This is a genomic window from Oleiphilus sp. HI0043 (assembly GCF_001634935.1).
This window is the reverse complement of the sequence record NZ_LWEY01001582.1, coordinates 1-1,159: the sequence shown is the minus strand read 5'-3', so window position 1 is coordinate 1,159 and position 1,159 is coordinate 1. Positions and strand designations below refer to the sequence as shown.

The 1,159-nt window shown below is 43.9% G+C and carries 1 protein-coding gene; it reads left to right on the top strand.

Features of this window, described 5'->3' with window-relative positions; all coding sequences use genetic code 11:
- A partial coding sequence (gene serA, locus A3729_RS23510; RefSeq protein WP_068634352.1) for a phosphoglycerate dehydrogenase occupies positions 1 to 972 on the top strand: 972 nt, incomplete at its 5' end.
- Between the last annotated feature and the right edge of the window lie 187 nt (positions 973 to 1,159).

The window sequence follows — 1,159 nt, the reverse complement described above, 5'->3', positions numbered from 1 at the left end:
AATCAGGTCGACCTTAAAGCAGCTACCAAACACGGTATCGCTGTTTTTAACGCTCCTTACTCAAATACTCGAAGTGTTGCCGAACTAGTACTTGCCGAAGCAATTCTACTACTTCGTGGCGTACCTGAGAAGAATGCTCTTGCTCACCGCGGTGGCTGGCTAAAATCAGCTACCAATAGCTACGAAATTCGCGGTAAAAAGCTCGGGATTGTTGGCTACGGCAGCATCGGCAGCCAGTTGAGCGTTCTTGCTGAATCATTGGGCATGAAGGTCTACTTCTACGATGTAGTAACCAAACTTCCTTTGGGTAATGCAACGCAACTTGATTCTATGGAAGACTTGCTTGGCATGTCTGATATTGTCAGCCTGCACGTACCTGAAACCGGTGCAACACAAGACATGATGGGACCAGAACAGTTTGCTCAAATGAAAGATGGCAGCATCTTCATTAACGCAGCTCGTGGAACAGTTGTTGTAATTGACGCATTATGTGAAGCACTTAAGTCTGGCCGAGTATTGGGCGCCGCAGTGGATGTATTCCCTGTAGAGCCTAAGTCAAACAACGAAGAATTTATTTCTCCTCTTCGCGAGTTTGATAACGTTATCCTAACGCCTCACGTTGGTGGTAGCACAATGGAAGCGCAAGCCAACATTGGTTTCGAAGTTGGTGAGAAGCTAGCTACCTATAGTGATACTGGTACTTCTATCACTTCGGTTAACTTCCCTGAGGTTGCGCTACCATCTCACCCAGATAACCACAGAATTCTTCATATTCATGAGAACATTCCGGGTGTTATGTCCGAGATCAACCAAGTGCTATCTGAAAACAACATCAACATTCTAGGTCAATACCTTCAAACCAACGAAGGCGTGGGTTATGTTGTAATTGATGTTAATAAAGAGTGCAGCGGTCTAGCGAAAGACAAGCTAAAAACAGTCAACGGAACGATTCGTTGTCGAGTTCTGTTCTAGAAACAATTCGATCCGCAAAAAGCAAAAAGCAAAAAGCCGCATCTCATTTGAATGCGGCTTTTTTACTTCTAAATTAAGACTTAATTCTAACGAAAAGCGCTTATGCCTTGGATGCTGAGCCTTTATTACGAACCTTAGTTACCTTCTTGGTCACTTTTTTGCCTGCCTTTTTTTCCTCAACAATACT